23 protein-coding genes and 3 pseudogenes are annotated in these 24,360 nt (G+C 60.1%); 14 read left to right on the plus strand and 12 right to left on the minus strand.

Translation table 11 applies throughout. The features are described from left to right. The first annotated feature begins 32 nt into the window (after window positions 1-32). Window positions 33-1,004, plus strand: a complete 972-nt coding sequence (locus NCT32_RS30405) for an AraC family transcriptional regulator (RefSeq protein WP_250490979.1) — start codon at window positions 33-35, stop codon at window positions 1,002-1,004. A 28-nt stretch (window positions 1,005-1,032) separates the two neighbouring features. On the opposite strand, the gene NCT32_RS30410 is transcribed toward NCT32_RS30405, so the two are convergent. Further along, complete coding sequence (locus NCT32_RS30410) at window positions 1,033-2,067, minus strand: NADH:flavin oxidoreductase (protein ID WP_250490980.1); 1,035 nt, start codon at window positions 2,065-2,067, stop codon at window positions 1,033-1,035. 184 nt (window positions 2,068-2,251) lie between these two features. Here NCT32_RS30410 and NCT32_RS30415 point away from each other — a divergent pair, with 184 nt between their 5' ends. Further along, entirely contained in the window at window positions 2,252-2,953 is a 702-nt protein-coding gene (locus NCT32_RS30415; protein ID WP_250490981.1) for a LysR family transcriptional regulator, read from the plus strand. A 141-nt stretch (window positions 2,954-3,094) separates the two neighbouring features. On the opposite strand, the gene tnpB is transcribed toward NCT32_RS30415, so the two are convergent. The 7 genes from tnpB to NCT32_RS30450 all read right to left on the minus strand — a co-directional run bounded on the left by tnpB (window position 3,095) and on the right by NCT32_RS30450 (window position 8,164). Next, a complete protein-coding gene (gene tnpB, locus NCT32_RS30420) occupies window positions 3,095-3,448 on the minus strand; it encodes an IS66 family insertion sequence element accessory protein TnpB (RefSeq protein ID WP_061121645.1) in 354 nt (117 codons plus the stop codon). Beyond that, complete coding sequence (gene tnpA, locus NCT32_RS30425; protein WP_086961626.1) at window positions 3,448-3,888, minus strand: IS66-like element accessory protein TnpA; 441 nt, start codon at window positions 3,886-3,888, stop codon at window positions 3,448-3,450. The genes tnpB and tnpA overlap by 1 nt, the downstream gene beginning before the upstream one ends. Before the next feature lie 287 nt (window positions 3,889-4,175). Continuing rightward, on the minus strand, window positions 4,176-4,664 hold the full coding sequence (locus NCT32_RS30430; protein ID WP_250490982.1) for a MaoC family dehydratase: 489 nt from the start codon (window positions 4,662-4,664) through the stop codon (window positions 4,176-4,178). A gap of 138 nt (window positions 4,665-4,802) precedes the next feature. After that, window positions 4,803-5,054 (minus strand): hypothetical protein, encoded by a 252-nt coding sequence (locus tag NCT32_RS30435; RefSeq protein ID WP_250490983.1) that lies wholly within the window; start codon window positions 5,052-5,054, stop codon window positions 4,803-4,805. A gap of 361 nt (window positions 5,055-5,415) precedes the next feature. Then, window positions 5,416-6,252 carry a transporter gene (locus NCT32_RS30440; RefSeq protein WP_250490984.1) on the minus strand — a complete coding sequence of 279 codons (837 nt, stop codon included), beginning with the start codon at window positions 6,250-6,252 and terminating at the stop codon, window positions 5,416-5,418. Between the two features lie 274 nt (window positions 6,253-6,526). Continuing rightward, a complete protein-coding gene (locus NCT32_RS30445) occupies window positions 6,527-6,811 on the minus strand; it encodes a hypothetical protein (RefSeq protein WP_086961630.1) in 285 nt (94 codons plus the stop codon). A 594-nt stretch (window positions 6,812-7,405) separates the two neighbouring features. Next, entirely contained in the window at window positions 7,406-8,164 is a 759-nt protein-coding gene (locus tag NCT32_RS30450; RefSeq protein WP_250490985.1) for an IclR family transcriptional regulator, read from the minus strand. Window positions 8,165-8,240: 76 nt separating this feature from the next. On the opposite strand from NCT32_RS30450, the gene NCT32_RS30455 reads away from it, so the two are divergent. The 4 genes and pseudogenes from NCT32_RS30455 to NCT32_RS30470 form a co-directional block, all read left to right on the plus strand. Beyond that, on the plus strand, window positions 8,241-9,185 hold the full coding sequence (locus tag NCT32_RS30455; RefSeq protein WP_250490986.1) for a sugar phosphate isomerase/epimerase: 945 nt from the start codon (window positions 8,241-8,243) through the stop codon (window positions 9,183-9,185). A 39-nt stretch (window positions 9,186-9,224) separates the two neighbouring features. After that, window positions 9,225-10,577: an aromatic acid/H+ symport family MFS transporter gene (locus NCT32_RS30460; RefSeq protein WP_250490987.1), complete on the plus strand. Its 1,353-nt coding sequence runs from the start codon at window positions 9,225-9,227 to the stop codon at window positions 10,575-10,577. Between the two features lie 21 nt (window positions 10,578-10,598). After that, the gene (locus NCT32_RS30465; protein WP_061121650.1) at window positions 10,599-11,633 is read left to right on the plus strand and encodes a Gfo/Idh/MocA family protein; all 1,035 of its coding nucleotides are present in this window, start codon (window positions 10,599-10,601) and stop codon (window positions 11,631-11,633) included. 461 nt (window positions 11,634-12,094) lie between these two features. Continuing rightward, window positions 12,095-12,442 (plus strand): annotated as a pseudogene (locus NCT32_RS30470) (LysR family transcriptional regulator); the annotation flags it as partial. A gap of 141 nt (window positions 12,443-12,583) precedes the next feature. Here the strand turns inward: NCT32_RS30470 and NCT32_RS30475 are convergent. Both NCT32_RS30475 and NCT32_RS30480 read right to left on the minus strand, forming a co-directional pair. Then, window positions 12,584-15,088 (minus strand): SAM-dependent methyltransferase, encoded by a 2,505-nt coding sequence (locus tag NCT32_RS30475; protein WP_250490988.1) that lies wholly within the window; start codon window positions 15,086-15,088, stop codon window positions 12,584-12,586. A gap of 87 nt (window positions 15,089-15,175) precedes the next feature. Further along, window positions 15,176-15,907, minus strand: a complete 732-nt coding sequence (locus tag NCT32_RS30480) for a protein-L-isoaspartate(D-aspartate) O-methyltransferase (RefSeq protein ID WP_061121661.1) — start codon at window positions 15,905-15,907, stop codon at window positions 15,176-15,178. Between the two features lie 646 nt (window positions 15,908-16,553). On the opposite strand from NCT32_RS30480, the gene NCT32_RS30485 reads away from it, so the two are divergent. Both NCT32_RS30485 and NCT32_RS30490 read left to right on the plus strand, forming a co-directional pair. Further along, window positions 16,554-17,018, plus strand: a complete 465-nt coding sequence (locus tag NCT32_RS30485; protein WP_061121653.1) for a DUF4440 domain-containing protein — start codon at window positions 16,554-16,556, stop codon at window positions 17,016-17,018. A 266-nt stretch (window positions 17,019-17,284) separates the two neighbouring features. Then, window positions 17,285-19,144: a sulfatase-like hydrolase/transferase gene (locus NCT32_RS30490; RefSeq protein ID WP_250490989.1), complete on the plus strand. Its 1,860-nt coding sequence runs from the start codon at window positions 17,285-17,287 to the stop codon at window positions 19,142-19,144. 338 nt (window positions 19,145-19,482) lie between these two features. On the opposite strand, the pseudogene NCT32_RS30495 reads toward NCT32_RS30490, so the two are convergent. Continuing rightward, window positions 19,483-19,737, minus strand: a pseudogene (locus tag NCT32_RS30495) (SDR family NAD(P)-dependent oxidoreductase); the annotation flags it as partial. A gap of 418 nt (window positions 19,738-20,155) precedes the next feature. On the opposite strand from NCT32_RS30495, the gene NCT32_RS30500 reads away from it, so the two are divergent. The 6 genes from NCT32_RS30500 to NCT32_RS37710 all read left to right on the plus strand — a co-directional run bounded on the left by NCT32_RS30500 (window position 20,156) and on the right by NCT32_RS37710 (window position 23,379). Continuing rightward, complete coding sequence (locus NCT32_RS30500; protein WP_250490990.1) at window positions 20,156-20,485, plus strand: FAD-dependent oxidoreductase; 330 nt, start codon at window positions 20,156-20,158, stop codon at window positions 20,483-20,485. 445 nt (window positions 20,486-20,930) lie between these two features. Next, window positions 20,931-21,374, plus strand: a complete 444-nt coding sequence (locus tag NCT32_RS30505) for a porin (RefSeq protein WP_250490991.1) — start codon at window positions 20,931-20,933, stop codon at window positions 21,372-21,374. Further along, window positions 21,371-21,511, plus strand: coding sequence for a hypothetical protein (locus tag NCT32_RS30510; RefSeq protein WP_250490992.1), 141 nt, complete (start codon window positions 21,371-21,373; stop codon window positions 21,509-21,511). The genes NCT32_RS30505 and NCT32_RS30510 overlap by 4 nt, the downstream gene beginning before the upstream one ends. Then, the gene (locus NCT32_RS30515; RefSeq protein WP_250490993.1) at window positions 21,508-21,690 is read left to right on the plus strand and encodes a hypothetical protein; all 183 of its coding nucleotides are present in this window, start codon (window positions 21,508-21,510) and stop codon (window positions 21,688-21,690) included. The genes NCT32_RS30510 and NCT32_RS30515 overlap by 4 nt, the downstream gene beginning before the upstream one ends. Before the next feature lie 196 nt (window positions 21,691-21,886). After that, complete coding sequence (locus NCT32_RS30520) at window positions 21,887-22,156, plus strand: type II toxin-antitoxin system ParD family antitoxin (protein ID WP_250490994.1); 270 nt, start codon at window positions 21,887-21,889, stop codon at window positions 22,154-22,156. 716 nt (window positions 22,157-22,872) lie between these two features. Further along, window positions 22,873-23,379 carry an SgcJ/EcaC family oxidoreductase gene (locus NCT32_RS37710; RefSeq protein WP_409241553.1) on the plus strand — a complete coding sequence of 169 codons (507 nt, stop codon included), beginning with the start codon at window positions 22,873-22,875 and terminating at the stop codon, window positions 23,377-23,379. Between the two features lie 396 nt (window positions 23,380-23,775). Here NCT32_RS37710 and NCT32_RS30530 read toward each other — a convergent pair. Further along, window positions 23,776-24,285: pseudogene (locus NCT32_RS30530) on the minus strand (tyrosine-type recombinase/integrase); the annotation flags it as partial. Between the last annotated feature and the right edge of the window lie 75 nt (window positions 24,286-24,360).

Raw genomic sequence — 24,360 nt, forward strand, 5'->3', positions numbered from 1 at the left:
TCAAAAGTCTCATCGTTTCATTCGAGGTAAGCATGTCGATGTCGATCGATTGGCTGAGCCGCCTGCTCGGCATGATGACCGTGCGCGGCCAGCTCGAACTTCGTTGTTCGTACGGCGCGCCGTGGGAAGTCATTTACGCCGATTCAGACGCGGGCGAGATGCCGTATCACATCGTTCTCGGCGGATCGGCCGTGCTGGAGACGCCCGGCGGCGGCAGGCCGCAACATCTGCGCGCCGGGGACATCGTGATGCTCACGCACGGTTCGGCGCATACGCTTCGCGATGGCAGCGGGGCGCGGCCGAAACCTGCCCGGCAACGCGCGGCGCTGAACCTGATCATCAGCGAAAACAAGGGCGCCGGCGAGCGTCTGGACATGCTGTGCGGACGGATCGTCCTGGCGCCGCCGCATGACCGCTTCGTTCGTGCATATCTGCCGGCGCGGCTCGTCGTCCGTACGTCGACAGCGAAGGGCAGCGGACAGGGCGCGGCGCTGGAACAATTGAATGGTCTCGTCGCGTTGATGCGCACGGAATCGATCGCCGACAATCTCGGCGGCTACGCGATGATGAACGCGCTGTCGGCGGCGCTTTTCGCGCTGGCGTTGCGTGCGAGCGCAGAGTCCGACGAAGCGCCCGCCGGTCTGCTGACGGTCGCGGGACATTCGCGTCTGTCGCCGGCGCTCGCCGCGATCTTCAACGAGCCGGCGCGCGACTGGACCCTGCCGGAACTGGCGAGTCTATGCAGCATGTCGCGCGCAACATTGATCCGTCATTTTCAGAACAAGGTGGGACGTTCACCCATCGATCTGCTGACCAGCATCCGAATGGCGCTGGCGGCAAATGAGTTGAAGAGGCCAGGCGTATCGACCGAAGTGGTGGCCGAGACCGTCGGCTATCAATCCGTGGCGGCCTTCAGGCGCGCGTTCAGTCAGCACTTCGACATGACGCCGGCGCACTGGCGGCGCTCGAATGTGGAGACGCAGCAGGCGCGTGTCGAAGACTGAGGATACGCGCCCGCGCTTACAACCGCGTTCAGGCGGAGAACTGCATCGCCAACTCGTCGTCCTTGATGCTGGCGATGGGTTGCAGTATCGAGCTATTGAACTGCCTCGGTTCGCGCCCGCTCGCGAGCATCATCGGCAGATCGGGATTGGCGAGCGCGCCGCGTCCGACCGTCACGATGTCCGCGCCGGACCCGAGCGCACCGGCGATACGCTCGGCCGTATGCAAGCCGCCGTTCGCGATGATCGTCGCGTTCGGCGCGTAGCGACGCGCTAGCGCGATGAGGCTGTCGCGTGTGCCTTCGAATGCGGGCTGCCACGCTTCGTGCTCGGTCACGTGGATGAAGTTCACGCCTGCGTCGGCGAGCGTGCCGAAGATCACTTCGGCGTCCGCCTCGCGGCCGGGCCACTTCGACGCGAAGTCGTTGACCTTGCCCTGTGAGATGCGGATGCCGACCGGCACTGCATCGCCGACGCCGAGCCGCACCAACTTCATGACATCGACGAGCAGTTGTACTCGCGCTCTCGTGCTGCCACCCCAACGGTCGTTTCTGAGATTCGTTTGTGCGCCCAGAAACTGGTCGAGCAGATAGCCGTTCGCGCCGTGAATTTCCACACCGCTGAATCGCCCGATATTCACCGCGCGCTGTGCCGCCTGCACGAAGCCGCTGATCGCTTCATCGATCTCGGCATCCGTCATCTGTCTGGGCTCGGGATACGGTCCATCGCCGTAATAGAACGCCATCTGTTCGCCTTTGGGCCGAACGGCCGATGGCGCCACCGTGTGCTTGCGATAAACATTGCCCTGACTCAGCGCGCCTGCGTGCATCAGTTGCGCGAACACGCTTGCGCCATGTGCGTGCATGTCGCGATTGAAGGCTGCCCATGCGCGCGCCTGTTCGTCATCGGCCAGGCCAGGCTGAAAACGGTATCCTTGCGAAAACGCCTTGTCGGTATAGATACCTTCTGTCGTTACAAGACCGAAGCCGCCTTTCGCGAACCGACCGTAGTAGTCGAACATCGTCTGTGTCGGATGGCCGTATTCGGTAGCCGTGATGCGCGTCATCGGGGCGACTGCGATGGTTGCGCACCGCAATGCCGTTGCCGTCGTACGGGGAAAGGATCTGCGAGGTGAAGTCGTTCATTTCGCGTCTCGTCAAGGAAGGAAAGTGACTTCATCCTAGGCGTTGGGAGGGCAGGAAAACAGACATCGAATGGTGAAGCCGCCGTAACGTTATCGGATATAAACCATGTTCCTTCCAGACGTTCAAACCTTCCTCGCCGTCGCGTCGGCGGGCAGTATTTCCGCTGCGGCGCGCCAGCTCGACGTCGTTCCCATGCAGGTGTCGCGACGCATCGCCGCGCTGGAAGAAGATCTCGGCGTGCGTCTTTTTCATCGCACGACCCGGTCGCTCACGCTGACTGCCGAAGGCGAAGCGTTCGTCCCGTTCGCTACGGCGATGGTGGATGCGGAATCCGGCGCGCGCGCCGAGCTTAGCCCGTTGCCGGGAAAGGCGTCGGGCGTGCTTCGTCTGACGGCTCCAAGCGGGTTCGGACAATCGGTCGTGCTGCCCATGCTTGCGAGTTTGCTCGAAGCCAATCCGGAGCTTCGCATCGACCTCGATCTTTCGGATCGTCAGGTCGATATCGTCGGGCAGGGCCTCGACGTGGCCTTGCGGATTGCGCCCTTGGAGGACTCCGAGCTGGTGGCGAAGAAGATCGCTCCCAATCCTCGCCTCGTTTGCGCCGCGCCGGCCTATCTGAAGAAACACGGGCGACCCTCGACGGTTGCCGATCTGGACAATCACGCCTGCATCCGACTGAGTGCGGTGCGACGGTGGCCGCTTGTCGTCGACGGAGCATTGATCCGCAAGCGCGTGCTTGTTTCACCACGACCAGTGTCGAAGCGGCGCGAACCGCTGCCGTGCAAGGTCTGGGACTCGCGCAGTTGACGTATTGGGACGTCTTCCGACAGGCAATTGGGAGAATTCGCGTTCATCCATGGTACCCACAGTAGCGAAATGCAACGCTCGATGGGTTTACGGAAATTTGTAACAGCTATCGGGAACGTCGCCTGGAGAAGGCGCGCCGCATCAACTCGTATGATGGTACTGCCGGGCCGGATGACGTCGTACCGCGTCGATGTCGATGCCGTCTAAAAGCCAGTGCAGTTGTTCGGTCGTCAACTCGATCACGGGCTGCTTCCGGGATGGCCACGCGAAATGGTCTGCCTCGAGGCGTTTCAACATCAGCCAGAAGCCCGAGCGTTCGTATAACAACAGCTTGACGCGGTTGCGTTTCCGATTATGGAAAGCGAACACGGCGCGAGCGAAGGGGTCGAGCTGCATCGACTGCTCGACCAGCGCCGTGAGGCTATTGATTCCCGCCCTAAAGTCAATCGGTTCGCGATGCAAATAAACGCGAAGGTCGGAATCAAGGCGGAACATCAATGCTCTCCCAGCGCGGCGATCAACGCCGCGACGAGTGTCGCATCATGCCGTGAGCACTCAAGTTCGACGGTTACCCCGTTCGGGAGATGCGCTGACAGGCGCGCCGTTGGTCGCGACGCAGTCGCTGATTGCTTGTGACTAGACGCCGGCGGCGCAGAGCCCTGTTCAATAGCTAGGACCGGGATGAAGGCCGCCGCTGACGGCTCGACCGTATTTCGTGCTGCACGAGCAGAGTTTGCTCTCTCATGTAGCCTTATCCACTTGTGAAGCTGGTTTGCGTTCACCTGAGCCCTAAGTGCGAGCCCAGCGATTGACGCTCCTGGTCGCAAGCACGCCTCAATCAGTCGGCGCTTCCCGTCAGGGTCGTATCGTCGTTTGCCGTTGGAGCACTCTCGAATGACTCGAAGTGGCAGAAAGTCAAACTCATCGTCGCTCATGGCTTGCGTCCGCAATGTGGGTTGCGGACGCAATCGTCGCTCTTAGAAGCCGACAAAGATAGGTGTGCTCGTTTTAGCGCTTACTCTCAAACAACCAGCAGCATGGCACCTTCCGGCACCGCCTACTACAGGATGACCGAGTGCCGGCTGAACGTTCGCGCCTCTCCAATCGGAAGCACGGTCCGCTCATACTTCGTTGATGACATCGGCAGCAGCGTCGTCTTGGCGGTGTCCTGATATTTCATTTTGTCTCGCGAATTGACACCCAGGGGGAGGGTGATATCCACTTAGGCTGCTATGGCATTGGCTAGAGTTCGGTCTTCTGAGCTATCGCTTCCGCCCTCAGGTCTCGCGGTTTGCCTCGAGGTAGGCATGACCACCGCGTCCCCTTCAATCACCACCTTGTTGAGCACGCGACAGATGGTGGTCAGTGACACGCGCCTCTTCTCAGGCAACAATGCAACCACCGTCACGGTGGCGTGGACGGTATCGCCGGGCTTCACCGGCGCCTTAAAGCGAAGGGTCTGGCTCAGGGTTCCCGGCCCGGGCAACCTGCCGGCGATGGCCGCTGAGATGACGCTCGCGGTCAACATGCCGTGCGCGATTCTGCCCTTGAACCGGGTGGTCTGCGCAAACTCTTCGTTGATGTGCATCGCGTTGTTATCGCCAGAGACCGCGGCGAACAGCACGACGTCCGCCTCGGTGATGGTCTTCGCAAACGTAGCGCTCATCCCCGGTTTCAAATCTTCGTAGTCGTAGCCGTTAAGCTCGTTCATAACTCCTCCGTGGTAGCGGTAGTCAGGCGCGAACCGACGCCTTTCATGACATGACTCGTGGGGCGCTTCCAACCGATCAAGCGCCGACGACTCTCCTACTGCGAGCCGGTACTGGAGGCTGATGACTGTCGAGCAGCGTCACGCCTCGATCTTTTTGAGGTCGAGGAGGTCCGCCGCTTGCAACGCGCCTTTTCGCTGACCCCCAGCCCCTTTCTGGATGAAACCAAAAGGTTTACCCAGCGGCAGCAGCACCCTGCCAAAGTAGGTGTTCAAGAACACGGCGCCAGCGCAATACAAGCCCAGCAATGAAATGAGCAGCTCCGAATAGGCGGCCAGCAAGGAAAAGAACTCGCGGTGGATACCCAATATCGAAAGCCCCAGCGACGGCAACAGAATATTGATCAGGCGAGCACCGCGTGAGCTTCTAATCTAACAAGGTTTCATCTCGACAAGCCAAAGCCATGAGTGCGTCGCGCACGCCGGGTCGACGATCTACGCAATAGACGTGTCGTTCGCCCAATCGGCGGAGATGGACGTGAAGCCTATCTAAATGAACTCCACACGAGTTTTTTGCTGCCGCACAAGGCGGTTGACTGTTGTCGCTGCCCCGGGACGGATCATCATGCGTCCCCTGATTTCCAGCGCCTGATCGACATCGGAGGCAAGCTCGAGGTGGATCTGCCGCCGGCAAGCCGGGAAGCCGCCAGCCGTGGCGCGAAATAGTGGCGAGCACACGTGTTTCCACGTTCAGTTAGCGATTGAACCAGCGGTATTGGAGCGCGACCGCGATGGTCTGGAAATTTCCGCCGATGCGTGTCGTTAACCCACGCGACCATGCGAGTTTGGTTGACCATTGTGCAGCAAGAGGAACCGACAACGTGATCCCATAGCGAGTACTGCTTTGCAGATCCGCGTTCTGGGCGCCGTTGATGCTTGTCCGGCCGCCCGTGAGATACGTAACGTCTGCGGCAATCCACAGTCCGGGCCGCCACGTGTAGCCTCCATGCCATTGGAACACGGCCAGCGGAGCCTGACTTCGTCGCTTGCCACCAAAAAAGTCTGTATTGTCGGTGAACACCCACACCCCAGCGGCGCCTTCTACAAACCAGTTGCCGACTGGCTGAGACAATCCGAGCTCAGGTTTAAACGCCCATCGGTTCGAACCCACATTAATGATACGGGCTGGCTGATATTGACCGGTCGGCGCCACCATGCTCAGGCTGGCGCCCAGTATGGTGCTCGGGCTACGCTGGGCAAATTCCTCTGGCGTGAGCGCGGGACCACCCAGCAGATTCGCGGCAAGCCGGAACCGTACATCGCCTAGCCCCGAACGCCAGGCCTGGCCTGGCACGCCTGCTACATTCCCCGTCAGGTTCGCATTGGCATAAGGAAGCAACACAGCAGCGCTGGCGACATGTCCCGCGACGCCAAAGCTGTGAGAATAGCCCAGTGAGTACGTATTGATTCGGGCTTGAAGATCGGTGATGGGCAGCGACGGGTCCAGCGAAACGTCGCCGGTTGATCGAGCATAGCCCGCCACCACGAAGTTCGTTCCAACCGGGACGGCCGAATAGCTGCGCGGCTCCATTTCCTGCGCGGACGCTAGTATGGACCACACAAGCAGTATTCCCGCCCACCGAACTGGAAGCGCCAAATATTTCTTTTTGTCGAACCGCAATCCGCAGGGCGTCCGACACGGACTGCGCAATGCGAGTCGATCGACGCTCCCGGCATTGTCATAAGTTGCTCGCGCCCGCTTGCAAACTGAGCGACGTACGGAGCGACCAGGCTCGATGCGCGAGCCGGATGCGCGCGTTTGACGTCCGAGAAAATCTCGGTGGTCGAGGAGTAGCAATATCTGTTTAATTACATCCCTGATTGTTCGCGGTCTTAACGCATGTCTTGCCGCTTGGGCTCTTGTATACGCCCTTGCCATTTTTGGTCTTCGCTTCTCCGCCCTTGCTCGTCTGGGTTGTGGTTACACCGTCCGAATCCTTCTCAGACTTCCAGGCGGTGCCGGTGTTGCGGTCATAGCCGCCGGCTTTCTGCCCGTTATCGCAGACTGTGCGCCCGGTGGCACTTGTTCTGCACTCGGCGAATGCATTAGAAGAGAGGACTACACATGCCAATATCACCATGATTTTCATCGTCGTCTCCGGACATTTTCGGCACAAGACCGTCGCTTTGGCGTGTGCGTGATTGAATGGTAGTGCATCGCTAACGTTATCCGGGCAATTGAATGGAGGGACGACGGTAGAGCCACGACTGCGAACATCATCGGCTCGCACTGTTCCGCAGTGGCAATCCTCGCATGGCAAGCTCCGCCGACACGGGTCAGTCGCGGTGTTGAAAGTCGGTGCGAACGGTTCGTTCGATACGACAACGGCGACCGCACCAGTCAATGCGATCGTGCTGACAATGCTGGTCTGTGGGAGATTTGTCGCTCTCGGGAACGAAGGTCTCGTGACTCAAAATTTGAGTGCGGCGATGGCCGCATTCGTTTCGCGAGGTCTCGGGGCCGGTTGCTGAAATCGCAGTTGGCGCGCCGTGCAACCGCAGCTCGAACTTCAGCACCCGACCCTCAACGGCCATATGTCGGCCGCTCGCGACTGACCGCTCCTGCGATGCCTTCAGACACCGGGAGATGATCGCAGACAGTTTTTGCTTCGGAGCGTCCTGTGCCGTCGGTGCACCGAGGAATGTGTAGGCACGCCCATGACGATGACTGGCTGATCGCTTCCTCACCGACGGCCAAACATGGGCGAACTGCGGCTCGCGAGCGCAAGTGCCTCCGCGCATTGCAGAACCTTAGGCCCGAAGGCGTCCATACGCTCGCGGGTCATCCGTATGGACGGCCCGGCAATACTGACAGTGCCAATCGGCTCGCTTTTTTCGTCGATGCGGATTGCAGCCGCAACCGCGCTGGTCCCTGCCTCATAGGCATCGAAGACGACGGCAAAGCCGCGTTCTTTTGTCTGCGCTATTTGTTCCATCAACGCTCGCAAAGTCTGCGGCGCGCCTGGGCCCATCTCGCGAGCGCGGTCCATTCCTTGACGCGACACGAGTGCCAGCGCCCGGTCTTCATCGACGGCCGCGAGAAACGCAAGCCCGTTCGCCGTCGCAGGAAGGTAAATCTCCAGACCGGCATCTGGATCATAGCGCAACCCGGTTCGCGCACCTTGCGCTTTCGCCACCCAAATCAGATCGTCACCTTCCACGACTGCGAGGCGAACCAGTTCTCCGCTCACTTGTGCCAGATCGTCGAGCAAGGGCTGCGCGGCGTCGGTGATGCCGGTCGCAGCGAGATAGCTCAAACCGAGCGACGCCAGCTTCACGGTCAGCATGTATTGCGAGCTGTTCGGATCCTGCTTGACGTATCCGCTCTCCTTCAAATCCGCCAGCACTCGATGCGCGGCCGTCCTTGGAATGCCCAGACGGTCGCCCACTTCTGACATTGGCAGGCCGTGCACGTTGTGCGCCAGAAGCTCGACGATGGCCAAGGCTCGGTCTCGGACTGCGGTCATATGCACCTTTGAGCGTGATGACGATGGATCTTAAATTTTAACCCATGTGGCTTTGCGATTCATCTGGAACGACAATCCGGGTTTACGCTCGATGTGGATTGATAATCCACTTGGTAAAGTAATCCAAATAACAAACCGCGAAGGCTGCCCCGTGAAACTTGCCATCGATTCATACAGCTATCACCGTTATTTCGGCGAGGTCTATGCCGGCCTCGAGCAGGATCCCGGAACGCGGATAACTATGCGGGACTTCCTCGACCGGGCGAAGGCACTGGGCGTCGCGGGTGTTTCTCTGGAGTCGTGCTTCATGCCGAATCCGTCGCCCGAAGAAATCGCCACGTTGCGCGCCGACCTAGACGAACTGAGACTCGAGCCCGCGTGGGCATGGGGCCATCCGTCCGGCCTCCGCTCGGGCGACGCACCCGAGGAAGTTGCCGACCTGAAGCGCCATACGGAAATAGCCGCTGCTGTGGGCGCGACGGTCATGCGGATCTGCTGCGGCGGCCGCCGCACCCGCCCCGACAACTGGAGCGACCACAAGGCAAAGCTCGTCCCACTTCTGACCGACGCCGCCGCGCATGCGAAGGGGCACGGCGTCGTGCTCGCCATCGAAAATCACATCGACATGCTCGCGGACGAACTGGTGGAGCTGATTGATACGATCGATTCGCCGTGGCTCGGCGTGTGCCTGGATACCGCGAATAACCTGCGCATGCTCGAAGACCCGGCCGTCGCGATTGAAAAGCTCGCGCCCTACGCCCGGGCGACCCACGTTAAGGACATTGCTGCCAAGGGTGGCGATCCGCGCGATTTTGCGTTCTGGCCGAGCGTGCCGGTCGGCCGAGGAATTATCGACATGCCACGCGCCTTCGCCGAACTACGCAAACACGGTTACGCAGGACTGCTCGCGCTGGAAATCGACTATCTACATCCCGCTTACGAGAGCGATGAGCAAGCCATCGCCGAAAGCATTCACTACATGCGAAGCCTGCTCTGAGCATGCCCGCCGCTCGCCAGAAATCCACAGGAGACAACCATGCCATTCGAGAAACAACTCAACATTCAGGAATTCCTGGATTCCCGGTCTTTTGGGCCCTTTCACTGGAAGATACTGTTATTGGGCCTCGTGGTCCTGATTCTCGACGGATTTGATGTTGTCGCGATGGGATTCATCGCGCCCGCAGTCGTCGCCGACTGGAAGCTCACACGCGCCGCGCTCGGGCCGGTGCTGAGCATGGGCTTGTTCGGGCTCGCGATCGGCGCGTTGACCGGCGGTCCGCTGGCGGACCGGTTCGGCCGTCGCAAGGTCATCATCGGCGCAATTTTTTTCTTCGGGCTGATGAGTCTCGCTTCCGCATGGTCGCCGAACGTCGAGGTGCTTTCGATCATGCGCTTTCTCACGGGACTTGGACTTGGCGCCTCTCAGCCCAATGCCGCGACGCTTGCCTCCGAGTACGCGCCCAAGAAGTATCGTTCGCTGATGGTGACGGTGATCTATTGCGGATTCACGTTTGGTGCGGCCGGTGGCGGCTTCCTTTCGAGTTATTTGATCCCGACTCACGGCTGGGCATCGATTCTGGTTGTCGGCGGCGTTGTGCCGATCCTGTTTGCGCTCGTCCTGTGCTTCATCCTGCCGGAATCCGCGAAGTTTCTCGCAGTCAAACACGGTGGCCGACGCGCGCTCGAACGTATCGTCAACCAGATCGAACCCAACGCGGTCGATGCCTCGACGAGATTCATCACCGCGGAACGCGAGCACGCCGGCAAAGGCGCGATCAGACTTATCGTTGCCAAGCCGCACACGACTGTGACGCTCGCTCTTTGGGTCGGCCTCTTCATGAACCTGATGACGGTCTACTTCCTCAATAGCTGGCTGCCGATCATCGTGAAGGACAACAACTTTTCGCTTGCCGATGCCGCGCTGGTAGGCGCCATGCTTCAAGTGGGCGGAACGCTTGGCAACATCATCATCGGTTGGGAAATGGATCGCTTCAACCCGCACAAGGTGATGATCGGCACGCTCCTCGCTGCAGGCATCTTCACCGTTGCGCTGGCGAAGATGAGTCCGGGCCTCTACGGCCTCATGACCCTGGTTTTTCTGTTGGGCTATTGCATCAACTCAACGAACACTGGCTGGACCGCAATGGCCGCCGGTTACTATCCGACCGAGATGCGCGCCACCGGTACGAGCTGGATGACTGGCATTGGTCGCTTCGGCGCGATCTCGGGCGCGTCGATCGGCGCGGTTTTGCTCAGTTTCAAGTGGAATTTCGGGCAGTTGTTCCTTGCCTTGACCGTGCCAATCGCGATCGCCATCGTCGCGGCGTACATCAAGGGCCGCCGCAGCGCGGGCGCAGCGCCGGTGTTGCGCAACGCCACTACTCACTGATTCTCGGAGACCCTTTTTCTCATGTCTGATTCGAAGATTGGTCTTATTGGTGCAGGCGCGATTGGTCGTGCGCATCTTGTTGGCGCAGCGGGCGCCGAGGGGCTCGAAATCGTCGGCATCGCCGACCCGAATCCGGCGGCGCAGGCGCTCGCCGAGGAGTTCTCGATCCCGTGGTTCAAGGACCATCGCGCGCTCATCGACGAGACGAAGCCTGACGGCGCAATTGTTGCCACGCCGAACGCGCTGCACGTTCCCATGGCGCTGGAGTTGATCGCCGCCGGCACGGCAGTGCTAGTCGAAAAGCCGATCACCGATACGGTCGACGAAGGCTTGCGTCTCGGGCGCGCGGCTGCCGACGCCGATGTTCCTCTGCTCGTCGGCCATCACCGGCGGCACAATCCGATCGTCCGCACCGCGCGGGCTTTGGTTCAGGGAGGACAACTCGGGCGGCTCGTCTCTGCATCGGTGCTAGCGACTTTCCTCAAACACGACGCCTACTTCAACGAAGCTTGGCGCCGCACGCCTGCTGCGGGACCCGTCCTCATCAACCTGATTCACGAGATCGACCTGTTGCGCTTCGTATGCGGCGAGATCGAAAGCCTGCAGGCTGTTACGTCGAATGCGATTCGCGGATTCGAAGTCGAGGACACGGCGGCCACGCTGCTGTGTTTCAAGAGCGGAGCAATCGCAACGATTACCCTGTCAGACAGCAGTGCTGCGCCGTGGAGTTGGGATCTGTCGTCGGGCGAGAACCCGGCCTTTCCGAAGACTCCGGTCGAGAGTCATTTTTTGTGCGGAACTGAGGCGTCTGTCGCCTTGCCGACGTTGCGGATGTGGCGTTATCCGGGCGAGCGCGGCTGGTTGCAGCCGCTGCAGGACGAAGAGGTGCACTTCGACGCGGCCAATCCGTACATCGAGCAGATGCGACACTTCGGCGCGGTGATTCGGCGAAAAGAGCAACCGCTGACCGATGCGTTTGACGCGACCAGAACCCTCGAAGTCACACTGGCAGTTCGCGACGCCGCGCGTTCCGGTACGACGATCCGCTTTGGGTGATGCTAACGCATCGACAATCGGGAAGAGCCGCGATTAAGACGCGGTAACAAGAATGAACCCGGTGCGAAGGCTCGAAATGCATAAGTTCTATTCGACTGTCTGATCGGCTATCGCTGGCTGTTCGTGCTGACGGCGGTCGTTCGTGAAAGGCGAATGGCCGCATTCGCCCCGTCTCAAGTTATCGGCGGCAACGATTCGAACGTCGGCAGATGGCCGTTTGTTCGCGTTCCGACTCGCCACCGAAAAGCTGACACGGGCAACCCTAACGACAGCCCTGTAGAAGGTTCATCGAGCTGGCGCTCTCGGCCAGTAAGCGACGTTCGACGGGGATCTCGCTTGGTCACTCCGACGTCGGCTTGCCCCCTGGCAGCAGACGTTCCATTTGCGAAGGCGACCAGACTCCTGCCTCTTGCGGGAAAGGGGTAGTTGCCCGCTTGCTCACTTTCGTTGTGATGTGTTTTGATGCACGCATTCGCGTTAAAGGCAGCGACGAAGAATCCATCGCGCGCGGAGCCGGCTACCGCTTTCGCGCAGCGGACTCGCGAAACGCGTATTGCGTCATCCGATCCTGACGTTCGGGCGCGGGACGGCACCGCATCGCGCGCTGGAGGACATCGTCGACAAGCTCGCGCTCGCCAACGGCGTGCCGCTCGCAGATACGCGCATCACCGGTTGGACGTCGATTTCGGTGATCGTGCAACTCGTGCGCGATGGCCTCGGCGTGGCGGCAACCGACGCGCGGATGCGCCGCTTTTCGTGCTCGGCGCGGCAAACGCGACATGGGCGGCTGTCACGAATACTGCGAGTAGTCGGATCGACGCTTGATCGAGCGGCCAAGACACTCCGCCTGGCAAGAATGTCGCGTCGCTCGAGCGGACGCTCGCCGGGCTGGTCGCCCTTTGAGCGCGATCCCGCTCAAAGGGGCGCCCGGTCAAGTTGGATTGGGCGGATCAGGGATAGGCAGCCGCCGCGGCGAAATAGAGCACGACCGCTGTCACGACCACCGCAGTAAAGCCTAGATGAATCGCCACTATCGTCGCCAGGACTGCAGCCACGACGGACGTGCATGCGTTGACGCCCCACGCCCAGGGCACGAGCGTTTCGGCACAGCCGGCAACGCGGTTGAGCCCAAGCGGAAAGGGCATGCCCATCGCAAAGCCGAGCGGCGCGATGAGCAGCACGGCAATCGCTATTCTGACCGGGTCGGATAGAGGTATCAGGAACGAGAACAGATGGGGCAGCACGAGCAGGTAGCACAGCGAGATGGCAGAAAGGGCCACGATGGCGGTCGCCGCAGTCGACCGGTGCTTTCTGATCGTGCGCGGCCGTGTCGCGGAACGGGCGACCGGCACCTCGCGACCCTGCAGGCGCTGCGCGTACCGGCTTCCAAGTCCCGCGAACGAGAGGAACGCACACAGCACGACCGCCACAGCGTAGAGCGGGTGGCTCAGGAGCAGAACGAACTTCTGGATGAACGCGATCTCGAGGAACATGAAAGCGAAGCCGATCGCGACGAAATAGATCGCGACTCTGCTTTCCGATATCGCCGCCACCGAAGCCGTGGCGTCATTGCGGGAAGTGGCGTCCAAACGCGATGAACCGTGAGCCGTGCCCGTCCGGCGCTTCATCACCCACAGAGGAAAGAGGATCAACACGAAGGCCATGAATGTCGCCTGCAGCAGGGTGGCGATCAGTACCGGGTATCCCCATTCCAGCAAGGTCATGCCGCCTCGCCCTTTCAACGCGAGAAACTCGGGCAGCGATCGCCATTTGAAGAAGTGCAAGAAGTACGGCTTGTCGTCCGTGGCGGGGCGGATATCGAACTTGTAGCGCGCCCAGAACGTTTCTCGCCCGGGACTCAGCAGAGCGTGCGCGGCTTCGAAGAAGTAGGGCCTTTCAAGTACGTTGTAGCGATTCGCTTCTGCGGCCTGCATCCCCGGGTAGTATCCGACGTCGAACGAACGGGCATGGCAGAAGCTGCGCAGCGCGGCGATGTCCCTGTCATCGAATTCCCCGTTTTTGACCAGCAGCGTCGCGGTTTTCCATCCGCGGATCAGCATGAGCCGTCGATATGGTTGTCTTACACCGGCGTTCTCCATCGCCAGTACGGCCGTCGCAAACAGCTTGAGGACGTCGCGCGGGGGCAGCGTGACCCAGCGAGTGATCGCCAGTATGCCGCCTACGTTGAGATGACGCAGATAGTCCTGAAATGCCTCCACCGTGTAGAGGTAACTCTCGGAAAGGGAGTAAAGCCCGGCCGAGGTGGCACTGAAGGAGTCTAGCAGCGCGACCTGGATCAGGTCGTAGCGCTCACCGCGCGCAGCGACGAAACCACGCGCTTCGCCGGCGAACAGGCGAACGTTCGGTGCGCTGTACGGCTTGCCGGAAAAGTCGGCAAAGCGGTGCTGAACCGCTTCGACGATCTGTGGATTCAGTTCGACCGCGTCAATTGCGCTCGCTTCGTGATACAGCGCCTGCAATACGTCGCCTCCTGCCCCGCTGCCGAGCACGAGGACTTTGGGCCGCCGCAGCAGGTGATAGGGGAGCGCGGAGGTCATAGAGTCCAGATAACCGAGCGGCTCGCGCCGCCCGTCATAGCGATTGAGCGCGGACAGTCCGTCGCCGTCGGTGAATACGCCGAGTTGCGGCGGCGGTTCCATCGTCGCGTTGAGGCTAAGCCCGGGCGCATGTCGGAAGGGAATCGAGGGGCTTTCCACCACCGTGACGACACCCAGCGGGCTTGAGCTTTCGGCGACCACGTGCGCATCCTTTATGCGCAGAGCCTGGCTCAGTTCCTTGTACTCCGATGGCCGCAATACGATCCAGTCTCGCGGCAGGCCGGTGGCCAGCATGGCTGCGGCGCCGAGCAACAGGATCGGCAACCACTTCCGGTGCCAGCGGCATTCGACGCATGCCAGCGCCGCTGCCGTGATGCCTGCAGCGCCCAGTACCCGCAGCGCATCCAGCGGACGAAGCACGAACAGCGCGCCGATGATCGCGACGCTGCCCACGCCCGCTCCGCCAATGTCGAAACTATAGATACGCGGGATCTGGTCATTAAAACGTGTGAAGGTGAGACAGAGGCTGGTCGCGGCGCAGAAGAAAGGAACGAAAAGGAGCACGTAGATCAACAGCAGGCGCAAAGGTTCGCGCGGATTCCAGAGAATCTCCAGCGGGTTGAACGCAATGCGCTGCGCGAACGCGAACGAGGTGACCGCAAAGACGCCGAACAGGATTGCACCGGCTACAAACACGGCTGCGAACCGTGGCACGAGCCAGCGCTGCGCAAGCGAGACCATCGCGCCGGCTGCTCCGTAGCCCAGCAGCGCCGCGCTGATCATCATGTACGCGAAGTGATGCCATTGAATGATCGAAAAGAGCCGCATCAACAGCAGCTCGTAACCGAGGGCAGCGGCTGAAAGCAGCGAGACGGAGAGCAACGGCACGGCAGGCATGATGGCATGAACCTGAAGGGGATGCGGAGGGCGCGCGCTCAGCCATGCTGCGATGCGGGTTCGCGCGATCTCTTTGGGTCGCTCGTTTCAATGCCCGACGAGAGGCACGAAGCGGACGGGCAGTATCTGTCGGGTGGAGACGGTCCCGTCGTTCGCCTTCGTGATCAGCAGCAGGTATTGCGTCAGAAACTGCGCGCCTACGGGAATGACAATCCTGCCGCCGGGCTTCAACTGCCGCACGAGAGGAGGGGGGACGTGGCTCGAGGCGGCGGTGACGATGATGGCATCGTAGGGCGCGTGGGCTTCCCATCCGTAATAGCCGTCTCCTACCTTGGTTTCTACGCGCTTGTACGCAAGCCGTTGCAAGCGCTCCTGAGCCGCTTGGCCCAGAGGCTCGATGATTTCGATCGTATAGACCGCTCGCGCGAGGGTCGAGAGAATCGCCGCCTGATACCCTGAGCCGGTGCCGACTTCCAGCACGACGTCAGTGGGCTTGATCATCATCAGGTCGGTCATCAACGCGACGATATAGGGCTGGGAAATGGTCTGGCCATAGCCGATGGGAAGAGGCCGGTTCTCATAGGCGTTGCGCTCGTCGTCGGGTGGCACGAACTGGTGGCGAGGCACTTGGTTCATCGCGGCGAGCACGCGCGGATCGATTGCGGCTCTGCCGGTTGCGACGGAGGTTTCGGTCGCAAGCTCCGAGATGTTCCTGATCATCGTCGCACGAAGGGACGCGAAGTCATCGGCGGCGTGAATGCCAGAAGGCATCCACGCCAGTGTGATTGCGGGAATCAGGATACGCAGCCAGCGCAGCATGACTCGTTTCACCGTCCGGCCCCAGTTGGCTGTCTGCTGAAATTCTACGCCCGCGCACGCGAGGTCGGGCAGGGCGCGTCCGGCCGTTCGTCGTATGTTTAGCGCAGACTTCGAGCGCGTCGTCGTGTCGCCGCCAAAGGCCACATTGCCTCTGGAAAGGCAAAGGTCCGCATTCGAGTGGTAGAGCAGATCGGGACGGGAGTGAGGGGCGTCGACTTGGCAAGGGTGAAGAACGGCGTAGGCGTGCCGGAGCGCGACAACGAACCCGTTCCTCCAGCGAATAGTCGGGCGTGGTGTACCTCGAACTCGAGGGCATCGACGTTGACTCGTTCGCGCGTGAGGCTTGCTCGCGTGTACGCGGCGGTTGTATTGCGATTGCCCATAAAAACGGCGACTCAGGCCAGGCGGTCGCACAGTTGGACCACCTGGATAGTTGCGGGAGCGCGGGACTGTCTGAACGGTTCCGAACGACTCCGGTTGACCAAAGTCGGGACTACGTGCGCTAACGCACATTGCTTGCACGGCGGAAAAGCGCGAACCAAATGTTGTTGGTGTTGTGCGAATTTTCAACTATAAAAGGTCTCGGGAGTCTTAGCGAAAGGACGGCGTTCGTGCCACCACGTTCGACGGGCAGAGGGGTGCTTTCATGGTAAATCACCTACCGAAACGATTCGCAATTGCGGCAGTGCTGTTCGTTCTAAGCGGCAGTGCCCTCGCGAAGACTGAAACCTGCCATCCGGCATCAGAAAAGCAGATTGCTGCGTTGTTTGATCGCTGGAACGATTCGCTTAAAACGGGTGATCCTCAGAAAGTGGTGGCGAACTCCGCTCCACGCTCGGTTCTATTGCCGACCGTCTCGAACAAGCCGCGCGTGTCTGTCGATGAGAAATTAGACTATTCCAAGCATTTTCTCGAGAGCGAGCCCGATGGCACCATCGACTTCCGCGAAATCATGATCGAGTGCAATACCGCGATCGACGCCGGAACCTACACCTTCAAGTTCCGGGACGGTTCGATCGTCAAAGCGCGCTACACGTTCACCCACGTCTGGGACGGGCACAAATGGGTGATTACTAGCCATTATTCTTCCAAAATGCCGGAGAACCAATAAGCGGCGCCGGTGCGATTTGCCCTCGTGAACCACTGTGTCGAAACAGACACCGCCAGCATCACGCCGAGGCCGCCGTCCCCTTGCGGTGGTGACATCGTATGAAATTAATTCTTCGCTGGGGCGACGGGCGGTTTCGCCTATCCTTCGTTTGGCCCAACACCGCTTGCGATAGCTAAACAACGGCGCCGGCTGAATTAATCGTATCAAAGTCGGGCAACGCCCGGACAAAAGCGTATCCCCACTAGGCTTTCTAAGGAGTACTACTTATGGATAGGCGAGATTTTATCAAAAAGACCTCCGCGGTTGGCGCAGCCATTGCGACGACGAACGTCGCCGCCCAGGGCGCCGGGGACGGCCCAAGCGGCAAGCCCAACATCTTGTTCATTCTCCTGGATGAAATGCGCTTTCCCCGGGTGTTTCCGAAAGGGGTTCAGGACGCACGCGAGTTTCTCAAGGCCTATATGCCCCGAACGTTCGATTTGTGGAAGAGGGGAGTCAAATTTTCGGGCCACTACACCGCAGCCTCGGCGTGCAGTCCCGCGCGCGCCGCGCTCGTCACCGGGCTGTACACCCACCAGAATTGGTTGCTCACGACCATTTTGGATTCACCCGACACCAAGGTTTCGATCCAGCCGGTGCTGAACCGGCAGTTTCCAACCTACGGCAAGGTCCTGCAGTCGCTCGGCTATATCACGCCCTATATAGGGAAGTGGCATCTGTCGATCGTGCACAAAGGGCAAAGGCCGCTCGGGCTCTACGGCTTCGAAGGGATGACGTACCCGGATCCGACGGGCAGCAACCTTCAAGGCACAATTGGCGACCCGGGACAAGGCTACCTGAGCGACACGAACATCGCGGACCAGGCAACGCAGTGGTTGCAGCGGCGCAGGCCGGCCGACCCGCCCTGGTGTTTGACCGTCGGCTTCATCAATCCGCACGACAAGGAGTTCTTCCCCGCGGGCACGGAGTTCAAGCGCTTTACGGAGCTTTTTGCTTCGAACAACTACAACCCGAATGGCTATTCCCAGTGGATCGATTACACCGCAGGGCCCCCGACGTACAACTGGGAGTTCAACCCGCTGCGCAATCCGCCGCAGTACGGATATCCGGCAACTGCGCCGAACTGGGAGTCTGCCTCGCAACTGTCGGCCAACAAACCGCCGATGCAGACCTTCAACCGCACGCTGCAGGAAGCCGTCTGGGGTGGCGTGCAGGACACGCGAGGTACGGATTTCGAAATCTCGGCTTATCCAGTCAATCCGAACCTGCCGCCGCCCTCCGAGACGAAGGGGGTTGCCAAGGCGCCTTTCAACTATTGGAAGCGCGGGCTCGATTCCTACACACAGATCATGTCGATAGTAGATTCAAAAATTGGCGCGGTCGTTGACTCATTGCCGCCTGCGGTCGCGAAGAAGACGATCATCGTGCTGACCTCGGACCATGGCGACTATGCAGCCGCTCATGGCTTGATTTCGGGTAAGACCGGGACGTGCTACGAAGAGGCGTTTAACGTCCCGCTCATCGTGATGGATCCGACCGGGCAGTACAACGGGGATCTTGACGTCGTTCGCAGCGGCCTGACCTCGTCAGTTGATATCCTGCCGATGTTGGCAACCTTTGCCAACGGCGGCACGCGAAGCTGGATGACTGGAGATTATGCGCAGCTGTACGGGAACCGACACGACTTGCTTCCAATGCTGACGAGCGCGAGCGCGCCAGGCCGGCCGTATGTGGTCTTTGCATCCGACGAGATCGTGCCAGAGGTCTACAACTTCAATTCTTCGGCATCGCACATCATTGGCGTAAGAACCGAGGCGGGCAAACTCGGAACGTACTCGTACTGGGCGCCGTCGACGACCACCATCAGCGGATCGAGCGATCTTGAGTATTACGACTACGCGAACGAGCAGGGCAGGCTCGAACTGGACAATCGGTCTAGTTCTCACGCGGCGCAGGAAATGTATCAGAAGCTAATAAACGAGATCCTTCCGAACGAGCTGCAAGCCCCGATCCCGGGGAAGTTCGTCGCCGCGCAGAATACGGCGCAGTCGCGATATCTCGAGTACATCAGCCTCATCAACAGCGGAGGGAACTTCGAGCTGCCGTTCAAGATCGGGGACATCTGAAGCATCAGCGGTGCATCGAGGAAGGCCCGCATCGCCGGCGACGACAGAGTTCGTTCTGCGTGGACGTCGACACCGGCAAATTGGCGTGCTCCTCGATGCGTTTTTAACTGCAGGAAGCCGCGCCGCCGACTCTGCGCTCGCGCGTCATATGCGTTCTCGCAGATGCGCGTGGCGGTCTCCGCTCCTGAAGCGGTCCGCGTGAGAACCACGCTAACCTGGGCCTTCGAGATTCCCGACGGCGACAACGGGACCCCATTGAGCGCGCACCCGTACCACGCGATTGACGCCGATCTTTGTCGCCTTATCTCCCCCGGCATGAAGGCGAGGTTACCCGCTCGCTTCACAGGAGTAATCCCTGCAAGGACGTCCTTGGTCATGCCGTAATCAGCAAGTCGGTCAAACATCGGGGACTCGGTTGGAGCTGGGGCGACCGCGTTCACTCGAATGCCCAAAAACGCAACCTCAAGCGCCGCCGATTTGGTCAATCCTTCGACAGCATGCTTGCTCGCCGCGTAAATTGCGCTGGTGGGGAATCCGACCTGTCCGCCGATAAAGGACAGGTTCACAATGCCTCCAAAGCCTTTGCGTCTCATCGCTCTGAGCTCGGTGATTCATGTCCCACACCATCCAATCAAGCAGATGGACCAGTTCGTGACTGGGAATTTCGGTCAGTTCCGCGCGGGTCATGACTTTTGCCCTCGTTGGCAGCGTTATGCGTTCCGGATGCGACCCGCCGAAACCGTCTGAGCAACATCCGCGTGCTCCATTGAACAAGCATCGAGAGCACAAGCGCGACGCCGAAAGTAATGCTAGTTCCTGGAGAGGAAGCAGCATGGCGAGCGTCATACAGAATGCAGCAAATGAGAAGCGACCGACAACCATCCCTCGCAGCAACGAAACGACAAATTCTGAACCGCAAGCCCGATCTGATGCACCATTCTGCCATCGCGCTAACATCGGATGGTAAGGTATCGGCCTTCAACACTTATTGCTTAACACGTGAGGGAAGCCGTGAGCCGTACTTCATTTGACGTTATCGTTGTCGGCCTCGGTGCGTTCGGGAGCGCGACGCTTTATCAGCTGGCGAAACGAGGCGCGAGCGTCCTCGGTATCGACCAGTTTGCACCGCCACACAACAAAGGGTCGAGTCACGGCAACACGCGAATCACACGGCTCGCGGCAGGCGAAGGTGCAGACTACATTCCGTTCATCAAGCGCTCCCATGACATCTGGCAGGAGCTCGAAGCGCAGACGGGCAAACGGCTTTACCACCGTATCGGCTGCTCGTCGCAACGGCCATCGGCGACGCCATCCGCCGCCGCCACGCCTACGCGGCATTGAGCATCGAAGTGAAGTGAATGAGTGTGCGATATCTATCGATTAGCATGACGAATCGATAGCCTCGACATGCGTGAGTTTCAAGACCGACCTACACGAGGAGGGCGATGACACCGCCGATCCTCGATGCACAAATTTAACGATGTCAACTGGAGGAGAAATGGTGAGAAGTGGAATGAGACGGTCGCTGACCGCATTGACGTTGGTGGGGCTGTCGAGCGGCGCCGCGTACGGACAAAACAGCGTCACGCTGTACGTTTCCGCTTGACGGCGGTCTGCGCAATCTGGTGAACGGCACCAAGGCAGGCGGCGCGGCGCTGACGATGGCCTCGAACGGGATGTACAAATCGAACCGTTGGGGCTTTGTCGGCACGGAGGGTATCCGCCGCCCAGGTCCAAGGCGGGCTACGTTCTCTCGACCGGCGCGAACAGCAGCACGACCAACCAGATGTTCCAGCGTAATTCGACGATCGGTGTCGGCGGGGCGTTCGGACGGGTCGATATCGGCCATCAATTCACGTTGCAGCACAGGCTGATCAAGGAGTTCGAGCCGTTCGATCTCGACTATCTTTCTGTCACCGAAGCGGCGGCGATCGCCGGAGGCACGAGCGGACGGGACGACAACGCGATCTACTACCACGGCGACTTCGGTCCGTGGACGGCACGCGCGGACTACGCGCCGGGCGGCGTGCCCGGCAGTCTCGCCAGCGGTTCGATGATTGCGGGCGGTTTCAATTACCACACGCAGCGCTTCAATGTCGGCGCGGGATATACGCGCCGCTCTACGCCGGTTTCGTCGACGTCCAGTGCGTATTTCGGCAACGATCAGTACACGGCGGGCGGCGGCGTGACGCTCGGCCCGTCAAAGTCATGGGCGGCTATTCGCTCATGATGCAAGCCGTTCCGTCCACGATGGCGGGAAAGACACGCAATCAGTACATGTGGGGCGGCGTGCGCTATCACGAGGCGCCGTTCTTCAATGTGACGGCCGCCTATTACGACAACAAGAATACGACCAATGGCGTGTGAGCGGCAGAAAGGACGTATCGATTCTGGGTGTCACATATTCGCTCTCGAAGCGCACGTTGCTTTACGCTGATATTGACTACACGCATTTCACGGGCGGCTACGCGACCAATGCGACGCTGAACCCGTCTCTGCACGAGAAGCATACGGGCCTCTCATTCGGTATGAATCACTGGTTCTGACAGATTGGGACGGCTGACAAGGCTGAGGCGTTGGTGGCTGGCGAGACGTAACCAGTCATCAGCACTCACGTGATGCACGAGGTCACGCTTGCTTTGACGGGAACATGGGCCTTACGTGGTCGACGGCCAAGCCAGGGCATTGTTGCATGCGACGGCGGAAGCGAGTAGGATTAAATCCTACTGAAAGGAGGCTGCCATGAGAACGACGCAGCAGATGAGCATCACTCTACCCAACGAGATGGCCGAGTTTATCCGCACAAAAGTAGCAAGCGGCGACTACGCGTCTGACAGCGAAGTGCTGAGAGACGCGCTTCGCGCGCTCCGCGAGCGTGACCGTGCCGTCGAGGCGTGGTTGCGAAACGAAGTCGTTTCTGCAGCGCAAGCTCTTCAGGACGATCCGAGCCGTGCATTATCAGCCGATCAGGTACGTGCTGAATTGAAAAGATCTCGCGCACGCCCCGAATGAATTGGCGCGTCCAGTTTGCGCCCGAAGCACTCGATCAGCTGCGGAGCCTTGAGAAGCGAATCGCCAACATTGGCGCTCCGATCACGGCAGAACGCTACGTTGATTCGATCGTCGATTTCTGCGCGAAGCTTCAACATTCCCCGCACGGGGTGTCGCACGCGATGATTTGCTGCCCGGACTTCGCGTCACTCATTTCCGCAAGCGAGCCATCATCGCGTATACGTTGGACGCGGAGGTCGTCGCGATGGTTGGTGTCTTCTACGGCGGCCAAGATTACGAAGCGGCGCTCAATCCTGATGAGGTCCAATGAAGCAGCTTGCTAAGGCGACTGACCGCTGCCTCTGCATCGGACTATTGTTAATTTGACATAATTAAGGGCGCACGCAGGGCAGCGTCCGACCTGTCTCAATTAGTGCGTCTTCCTGTGGCCGCACCGACAGTGCGAACAACTTTGGACCGGTGACCGGCTCAGGTGAGGCAAAGCTAACGACCCACGACGAATAAGCTACAACGCGAGATGATGCCGCCAAGCCGTCAGCACCAACACGTCCACAAAAGCTTGGGATCGGACTGGTCAAGTCTTTTGAAGACAGGTATGCGGGAGGAGCAACACGCCAGTTGATATAAGCCGCTCGACCGTTGACGAGCGCTTCGGTAGCGCCGGAATTCAATCAAAGGGGGAAAGTGTGAAACGCCTACAGAAATGGTCGACGTCCATGATAGCCGTTGCGGCGATTAGTTTCAGTATCGGCTGCTCTCTGAATGCAGGCGCGCTGAGCACAGGTAACGTTCAGGACGAAGCTGCGATAAACCGTGTAGTTTCTGAGATGACTCAGGGCTTCAACAGTCATGATGCTGAGACCGCCACCCGGATGTATACCAACGATGCCGACTTCGTCAGTGTCCGCGGCGAGATTGCGAAGGGAAGGGAAGAGATTCGAAAGGGGCTGGCTGCCATTCTGAGCACAAGGGCAAGGAATGCATCACTTGATACTCGAGCCGTAACGATTCGGTTTATTCGACCAGACGTTGCTATTGTGCACGTTGACAACGAGCTCAGGGGGCTCGTAAATTCCGAGGGACAGACACTGCCCGCGCATCGGGAGCTAAGCCTCCGGGTATTCGTGAAGGAGTCTGGAGTTTGGCGAGTTGCCGCTTTTCAAAATACTCTAACGGGACCGTCTCAGCCTAGCTCGATGGGGAAGCCTTCTGCCGCGCCGTGACAGGCGAAACGCAGTGATGCCGCGAGCAACTCGGCCGGTCGCGACAGACAGAAAGCGGCCAAGAGGCCGTCATTCATTCGCATGAACCATCGCCGATTTTAGCCTGCCGACCGACTCCCGTTGGCAGCCGTTGGCGGACGAACTGCTGCCTCGCGTCGTTCGTTCGCGGCTCGGCTACACTCGCATCGGACGGGAGCCAGAAAAACCCTTCCAAACACCTGCGCGGCACGATGCACGTTACGCTTTCTTCGCGCCAATCGATGACGAAGCTGAGAGTCCTGTTTGTCGGCAGAGATCTGCGGTTCGGGCACAAGCAATTTCATGAGCGGCGTTACGGTCAATGCAGAGAATCGGAAGCCGCTTAGAACGACGCGTGGAGCGCGACGTCGCTAAGCTTCACCAGTCTACGCGATGCTTCTCTTCGGTCTCTTGATGGCGCCGGTCGTCGTCCACGTGCAGGTAAATGCTGGTCGTTGTCAGCGAGGCATGGCCGAGGTTGTCGCGCACCGTGCGCAGATCCACCTTGCGGTCGGCCATGTGCGAGCCGGCGCTGTGCCTGAGCCAATGCGCTGAAGCCTTCTCAAGCAGATCGGCCCGCGCGCTCGCCGTATCGTCGCGCTCGCGTAAGCGCGCCGCAGCGCCCGCAAAGACGTCCTTTACGATGGCGTGCAGCGCCGCGCGCGTGAGTGGCGCGCACGTCTTGGTGCGTTCGTTCGACGCCGTGGCGCCGATCGGCAAAACGAGTGGCGTGTCTTCGTTGGGCGACGGCAGGGCGCTCAAGCCGAGGTGCTGGCGATAGCGGGATAGCTCCATCATCATCTCGCGCGTGGCTGGCACGAGCCGTCGCTTGTCGCCTTTGCCGTGAACGGTCAGCCACCAGCGCAGCGCGCCATCCGCATCGTGTTGTCAGCGTCGGATAGATACTCCTCATTTTCGTCGAAGTAAATTTCCCCAGTTTTTGTTTGGCGCCGCCGCGTAAGC

It is taken from the genome of Caballeronia sp. INML2, assembly GCF_023631365.1.
GTDB classification, from domain to species: domain Bacteria; phylum Pseudomonadota; class Gammaproteobacteria; order Burkholderiales; family Burkholderiaceae; genus Caballeronia; species Caballeronia turbans.